Here is a 7,082-nt window from a genome sequence, read left to right as displayed (position 1 = left end):
AAGGCGGTTTTCTACATAATTTTATCCTGTAAATGTTTTATACATTAATTTACATTAAACTGTCCATACGTCAGCCCATTACCCTTCACTTGAGGCATTCATTTAATAAAATTTCAAAAAATGTTGCTACAAAAAAAGTAGCATGCTATAATATCAGTAGCAAGCTACTTTTTTTGTAGCAGGCATATTAAATATATATTAGAAAGAGGTGCAGTTATGCCAGTAATTACGATGAAAATGAAAAAAACTCAGCCAGAAAAAAAAAAGGAATTAATTGAGAAATTAACTTCTGTAGCTGTTGAAGTTACTAATTCCCCAGCAAGTGCTTTCACTGTCTTTATTGAGGAATATGAACCTGATAGTATTGGTATTGGTGGTCAGACATTGATTGAAAGATTAGCTAACAAATAAGATAAAAATACTTAAGTTCCTCGCTTTTCTATCACGAGCGAGGAGCGTTTCACAAAATTTATATTAAGAGATATTTCTTAAGGAGGAATTAATATGTCAGTTCCATGTCCAGGTAAACCTGTTAGGGGATCCAAATCTGGTGTTCCAATTATGGCTCTATTTGATCTTTTAGGTAAGAATTGGGCAATGGGTATCATTTGGAATTTACAGAAGGACTCTTCTACCTTCAGAGAACTTCAGAAACGGTGTGAGTCAATCTCTCCTACAATATTAAACACCCGTATCAAGGAACTTAGAGAAGCCGATATTGTAGAGCGTACTAATGATGGTTACCAATTAACTACGAGGGGAAAAGAGCTCATGGAGTTGTTGCGTCCATTTGGGGAGTGGTCACGTGCTTGGTCAGAAGAAGTATTCAATTATTCAAAGACACTCGACAATTAGATATGTGCTTGTAAAATGAAATGATTATAAAAACAAATTACGTCATACAGAATATTGGTGTATGGCTAATTGTGGTTTGTGTAGTAATGGAACAGAAAACGGGGCTGCTGCACCCTAACTTTTATTTGTTAGTTGTGCAACAGCCCCTTTTATTTATGAAAAGGATAGTATATTATTACTATCTAGAACTTATAAATAAATGGCTTGAGGGCATACAAATTTCCATATAAAATTAGACAATACAGTAATAATGTATGATTATTATATGATAAAATAAATAAGGGAGAATGACAATATAAGGTAACTATGAATAGTTGAATTGTAGGATATTTTTATTTCTTATGAGCGTCAATAATAGGTAGAAATTTAATAATTATGGACTAAGTAAGTATAATAATGACATGCAAAATAGTAACTGCATATTTTTTGTGTAAAAAATAGACTAGAGAACTTTCTCCAGTCTATTTTAGCTCACAATGTTGGGATTTCACTCCCTTTTCTTAATTATAAGTATATCATTATTTTGTATTAATCTCAACCTATTTTTTTGAACCTAAAATTGTTAATATCATATCTTCAATTCCATCTTCTTTTTCTTTCTCTGTAAAAATGTATTCCAGAGTATTATATACTATTCCCTTTATTTTTGTTTCTATTCTTTTAATTTTTTCTTCATCTTCTCCAGATTTCTTTATTTCATAAGCCATATTTACAATTTTTTCATTAATACATTTATTTAACTTTTCATTATATAATTTTAATTTTTCTTCTAGTGATAACCTTTTTCCTTGTATATAGGTTGAAACCTGCTAAAATTCATACTCCTTACTTGGTCATATACAGCAAAACTCTTATCGCCTTTTAATCTTTCAGGCAAATCTTCTATAGTAGGTATCAATAGCTTGTTTTTTCCTACTCCATTTTCTTTACTTGTTAGAGGCACTACAATTGCAGTTTTTTTATCATTATTTTTCTTTAAAACTACCGTTAAATGGTTGCCATCAAATTCACACTTTTTAACTGGATCAAAATTTACATAGTATAAATATCTTTCTTTAATATCACTAAATCTCATATTTCCCCCCAATACTTACCTTTTACTTTTTTATGAATAACTATTGTTACATCCGATTACTGCGTAATTTAAGAAGAAAGGGTATACAACATATGTGTGCATTCTGACGTAACTCATACTATTTTTGTTTAAAAATAGCAGAAATGTTTTATAGATATAATCCCGCCATTCATGTCTTACATATATTTCATAAACCATACTATTTCATGTGTTCCTTATCAGTTATTTACCCCTACGACTTAACTAAATAATACTATAGATAGATTATTATTGATACTGATACTTATAGGTTTATATAAATAAATAGACATTATGAACATTTTGACTAGTTTTTAAAATATTAAGTTTGAATTTTGGCGTAAATTTTACCCTGATAGGTGATTTTTGATTTTTTAAATGTATCAAATTTTGATAAAAATTTAAAATTTAGTACTCTTAATTGCTGCAAATTACTTTAAATATCTATAACATGCCATTATTTATAAATTATTTCAAACTAAAAGCAAGATTGCTTAAATCTGGGTGTTTTTGCCTAATCCCCCGTTTTGGAGGGATGGGCAAAAACACCCTAATAGCAGCTTCGCTGGTATTAGACCTATTAGAAATGATTTTATTGATAAGTATTGTATAAACGTATATAATTATACATATTTACATAGGAGTGACATTTTTATACAATGGGATTGTATGAGCATTTTTACTCAGATTATTGATGTTTTATTCATTGTTATTATTTTTATTGTTTTTATAAAACTTATAGGTTTTATAAAAAATTACAGAAAGGATATAAATAATATTCTTTTAAAACTAGATGAAATATCGAAAAATCTAAAAAATAAGTAAACCAATTTAAAAACGCCCTTAACAGGGTGTACACGCTATTAGGGAAAAATGCAATTGAATTGAATGGTAGATACTGTAAACATAAAATGATGCTATTATATCTTAAACGTAAAAAAATAGTAGGTGATTATGAAAAAAGTAATAACTGTACATAGAGTAGTAACTATAGCTAATTCCGTTTTAATTTTTCTTATATACACATTTAGTATATTATGCAATATCATCAATAAGAATTTAATTATATTGATATTTACATGTATATTATTTGGTGTCTTTAATTGTTTTTTCATAAGAAATAAAAATATAAAAAAAATATATATCTTTAGTTTCTTCTTATGTTATATTTTCTTATTTAGTATTACTAGCAGCTAAGTTATATAACTTAAAAATTAATGCATCTTGGATAATTATTAGTATAGTAATAGGATTTTGTTTATCTTTTCTATACATTCATTTATTAAAAAATAAACTTTTTAATAAAGAAACCTGACATATTGTTTCAGCTCTGAATAACATGTAATACCCCCTCCTTGACTATTGTAGTATCTAAAGGGTACACTAATATTGGTTATCGGATTAGTGGTTCTCTCGGGAGCTGCTTTTCTACTTTGGGTGTAGCCAACATTTTCGACAAAACCCACGCTAAGACATAAAATTTCTAAGCCTTTTTTATACACTATACATATCAAAATGAGAAAAAATCATAACATAATTTTACAAATGGCTATTTTAGACCATTTGACAATGTTCCATTTTAATAAAAATATTTAATAAATACCATTGAAGAAGAATAAATAAGTCATTTGTAAATATATGAAGTTAAATTTACCCGTAGATGATAAATAATAACTTATTAAAAAAAGAAAAGTAATAAGTATCTATAGGTGAAATAACACTCAATTTTAAATATTTAAAATTGAGTGATTATATTGACAATTTCAGCATATACTATTATTATAATCTTAGGTACCTAATTAGTTATTAAAAAATATTAATTAATACATACTTTTAGTTTTTAAAATAGCTATTTTCAAACTGAAAGTAAATATAAAAGAAGCGAGGTGAGTCCACCAAAACAGTAGATTGCTCCAAATGTATGATTAAATTAATTTTTAAGTCCAGGTCTCAGATTGAAGCTATTTAAAAAAGTTCTAAGTCAGTAATTTTAGTTATTTATTTAGATTAAAGTTATGAGTGATAATGAATTTTCTTGTTTTAAAGGATTCAAGTTAGAGAAAGTATGAAAATAGTTAAATATTAATATGTTATAGAAATTTCTCTTACTATAGTGAGGATAGAGTTACAAAGTTAATTAGTCAAATCGAATTGAAAGATTTAGATGTTACATTTAGGAAAATTGTTTAAGGTGATTATTATTTGAAAAATAAGTTCGTAAAAGGATAGAAACCGGAGTGCCTAATTTAGTATTGTAGGTAATCTGGTTTCTATTTTTTTATTATTGGCAGTGTAATCAGTGATGAAGAAGCCTGCATTTTCTTCTGATTGATGTATCAATATTAATTGGAGTGCAGCCAACAAAATCAACAAATCCCATAAACGATCATTAATGATTCTTAAAAGTTTAATGAAAATTATGATGTTTCATAATAAGGAACTTATAAATACATAATTATTAAAATATTTCCGAAGATAAGAAGGAGTTTTAATTTTTTTTTAGAATATATATTAATGAATGGTTCATTAATAATTCATCAGCAATTCTTCATATACTAATGAATTATTAATGAAAAAAATATAAAAGATTGGGGAAATATATTATGGAACGAGTTAGTTTCTACAATAGAAAAGGTGGCATTGGAAAAAGTACACTAGCATACAACATATCTTTTGGGTTAAGTAAAATAAATAAAAAGGTATGTCTCTTAGATTTGGATTCTCAGAAAGACTCTACAAATTTTTTAGGAACATTTTTAAATGGGGAAAGTAAAGATTATGTAGGTTTTGATGAATTGTTTGATGCAAGTAAGAAAGTATCTATAGAAAATTGTCTAATAGAAGTTAGAACTAATTTATATGTAATTTCAAATCGAGATTTAAGAACAATGGAAACAATTTTAGGTAAAAATATAAGAGCAGAAAAAATGTTTGAAGAAAAAATTAATAAACTAAAAGAACTGGGATTTGATTATGTGTTGTACGATTGTTCTCCTAGTCTAATTAGTAAAATTAATGATTCTGCATTATGCAATTCTGATTCAATAGTACTTCCCGTCCAACTACAAAGTGCAGCTATAAGGGCTAGTGCAAATGTGGCAAACTATTTAGCAGAGCTTTACATAGATCCGAGTGTTATAAAGTGTGTAATACCTAACATGAAAAAATCCACAAAAGAAAGTACTAAAAATCTGGAATTAGTATATAAAATTTTTGATGTAAACATAGTAACAGAAGCAGTGAAGGATAAGACGAGATATACGGAAGCAAGTAAGTACGGTAAAAGCATATTTGAATATGATAAGGATGTGGCAAAAGAATTTATGGAAACATTTAGAAAGGTTGTGAATTTAATTGGCTAGAGCCAAAAAAGATGATATAGATAGTATGTTTGAAAAAATGACAATAGAACAAGCTAAAACAAGTGCAGAGAATGCAAAACAAAAGATAAAAGAAAAATCAGAAAGAGGTAATGAAGTTATAATGAGTAGTTCATTAAGCAGTAATGAAAATAGTAATGAATTATTCATGAATGAAGTTAAAATTCCAGTGATAGCACCAAAACCTATGATAAAAAAAGTTGAACGAATTAAGTTTAATAATTATATTAAAAAGGATTTAGTGGATAGATTAGACAGCTTTAGAGAAGAAGTGAATATGTCTAGGTCTGCAATTCTAGAAGAAATTTTAGAAAACTATTTAAAAGCACTCGGTAAATGACACTGCTCTTTTAATATAAACATGTCGTTGTTTAATGACATGGGTTATGGCAACATAGCCATCAAACTAATCTTTATAGACTAAATTATGTGTAAAATATTGAGGCTACAAAGGTTAAGCTTTATAGTCTCTTATTGATTTAATACATACGTAAAAACACATTTAGTATTAATAATCCAAATATTAACCTTTGCTTTGCAATTATAGCAGCTTTGCTGGCACTAGGCCAAATAATAACATTCATTTTTTCTAAGACAAAAAAGGGACATCGGATACAGCCCATAGCCGTATATTTCGTTAGTCTTCAACTATTAACATATAATGTATATATTGGCAAATTTCTTATTCAACTTTTAAATATATTAAATCCTCTTTACATTCCTTGCAGATATATAAGTCTTTAAATATGATCATACCATTCATACTCCCACAAAATATACACCCAGGAGAATATTTTCTTATGTATATATCTCCATTTTCGGTAAAAAATTCCAAAGCATCTCCCGAATTAATAGAAAATACCGTTCTTATTTCTTTAGGTATTATTATTCTTCCTAGTGTATCAACATTTCTTACAATTCCTGTGGACTTCATTAGTTATCATTCCTCCAAGCTTTCTAATGTTACAGTATAGCTTTAATAATAATACATCGAAATGATAAGTAAAAGGTTAATATTTTGAAATTATAGGAAATATATACCGATTCACTAATGAAAATTTTAAGTGCTAATATAAATAAATCCCATTTTTCTATATATTGGTATCGTATAGATATTCGGAGTAATTAAAAGGAATTTAAAGTTTATTATTTTTGATTTTTGCATGAATTTAAGACCATTTGAAATAATACTAATCGCCCTACAAAGTTAATTTTGGCCTTAAATGATATTTGCGTATAGATAAAACTAGTCAAAAGAAATATAATGTCTAGTTATTATATTATCTTTCATTAGTGACAATATTTATTTTACATATGTTTTAAAACAATGTATCATATTTATGAAGTTGATTTCATAGTTAGTATAACTCAAATATAATTATAATTTTTCTTTTCTCATTACAACGAAAACAGTATGATTGGCTATCATACTGTTTTTATATAGTTAGCTTATATAAAGCTTTTACAGACCATATGAGGCGTTTTTTTATTTTAATGAACAAAATTATCCAAAACAATTCGCATAATTTAAATGGCTTCTATGCGGCTTTAAAATGCAGTTTTTTTCTTTACAGCTTTATTTATACTACACACGCTCTGTATTAAATCTTTACTTACTAGGAATAACACCTGTATAACACACCTTTAGTATTCTTTTAGTCCTAGTTCTTTCATTAATTCATCATGTGTCAGTTCTGTTACTACTGCATTTATAGTTTCAAAATCTTTAACCTTAGAGAGTATATAAGCCTTAA

The 7,082-nt window shown here is 27.1% G+C and carries 7 protein-coding genes; 4 read left to right on the top strand and 3 right to left on the bottom strand.

Features of this window, described 5'->3' with window-relative positions:
* Window positions 1-216: 216 nt before the first annotated feature.
* Window positions 217-411, top strand: a complete 195-nt coding sequence (dmpI, locus tag ACJDU8_RS24865; RefSeq protein ID WP_406794878.1) for a 4-oxalocrotonate tautomerase DmpI — start codon at window positions 217-219, stop codon at window positions 409-411.
* A 93-nt stretch (window positions 412-504) separates the two neighbouring features.
* On the top strand, window positions 505-855 hold the full coding sequence (locus ACJDU8_RS24860; protein WP_406794877.1) for a winged helix-turn-helix transcriptional regulator: 351 nt from the start codon (window positions 505-507) through the stop codon (window positions 853-855).
* A 539-nt stretch (window positions 856-1,394) separates the two neighbouring features.
* Here ACJDU8_RS24860 and ACJDU8_RS24855 read toward each other — a convergent pair.
* Both ACJDU8_RS24855 and ACJDU8_RS24850 read right to left on the bottom strand, forming a co-directional pair.
* Complete coding sequence (locus ACJDU8_RS24855) at window positions 1,395-1,562, bottom strand: hypothetical protein (RefSeq protein WP_406794876.1); 168 nt, start codon at window positions 1,560-1,562, stop codon at window positions 1,395-1,397.
* A gap of 62 nt (window positions 1,563-1,624) precedes the next feature.
* Complete coding sequence (locus ACJDU8_RS24850; protein ID WP_406794875.1) at window positions 1,625-1,930, bottom strand: type II toxin-antitoxin system PemK/MazF family toxin; 306 nt, start codon at window positions 1,928-1,930, stop codon at window positions 1,625-1,627.
* Between the two features lie 2,621 nt (window positions 1,931-4,551).
* Here ACJDU8_RS24850 and ACJDU8_RS24845 point away from each other — a divergent pair.
* Both ACJDU8_RS24845 and ACJDU8_RS24840 read left to right on the top strand, forming a co-directional pair.
* Window positions 4,552-5,310, top strand: coding sequence for a ParA family protein (locus ACJDU8_RS24845; protein ID WP_406794874.1), 759 nt, complete (start codon window positions 4,552-4,554; stop codon window positions 5,308-5,310).
* Entirely contained in the window at window positions 5,303-5,668 is a 366-nt protein-coding gene (locus ACJDU8_RS24840) for a ribbon-helix-helix domain-containing protein (protein WP_406794873.1), read from the top strand. Before ACJDU8_RS24845 ends, ACJDU8_RS24840 begins: the two co-directional genes overlap by 8 nt.
* Window positions 5,669-6,010: 342 nt before the next feature.
* Here ACJDU8_RS24840 and ACJDU8_RS24835 read toward each other — a convergent pair whose 3' ends face one another.
* The gene (locus ACJDU8_RS24835) at window positions 6,011-6,262 is read right to left on the bottom strand and encodes an AbrB/MazE/SpoVT family DNA-binding domain-containing protein (RefSeq protein ID WP_406794872.1); all 252 of its coding nucleotides are present in this window, start codon (window positions 6,260-6,262) and stop codon (window positions 6,011-6,013) included.
* Window positions 6,263-7,082: the final 820 nt, after the last annotated feature.

This window comes from Candidatus Clostridium eludens, assembly GCF_045310515.1.
Taxonomy (GTDB): domain Bacteria; phylum Bacillota; class Clostridia; order Clostridiales; family Clostridiaceae; genus Clostridium_B; species Clostridium_B eludens.
Note: the sequence above shows the minus strand (reverse complement) of the source record. Positions and strands in the feature narration are given on the sequence as shown.

What these genes read in the sequence shown, in the direction of transcription:
- dmpI (WP_406794878.1), top strand. Translation starts at nt 217, where the DNA reads ATGCCAGTAATTACGATGAAAATGAAAAAAACTCAGCCAGAAAAAAAA.
- ACJDU8_RS24860 (WP_406794877.1), top strand. Translation starts at nt 505, where the DNA reads ATGTCAGTTCCATGTCCAGGTAAACCTGTTAGGGGATCCAAATCTGGT.
- ACJDU8_RS24855 (WP_406794876.1), bottom strand. Translation starts at nt 1,562, where the DNA reads ATGGCTTATGAAATAAAGAAATCTGGAGAAGATGAAGAAAAAATTAAA.
- ACJDU8_RS24850 (WP_406794875.1), bottom strand. Translation starts at nt 1,930, where the DNA reads ATGAGATTTAGTGATATTAAAGAAAGATATTTATACTATGTAAATTTT.
- ACJDU8_RS24845 (WP_406794874.1), top strand. Translation starts at nt 4,552, where the DNA reads ATGGAACGAGTTAGTTTCTACAATAGAAAAGGTGGCATTGGAAAAAGT.
- ACJDU8_RS24835 (WP_406794872.1), bottom strand. Translation starts at nt 6,262, where the DNA reads ATGAAGTCCACAGGAATTGTAAGAAATGTTGATACACTAGGAAGAATA.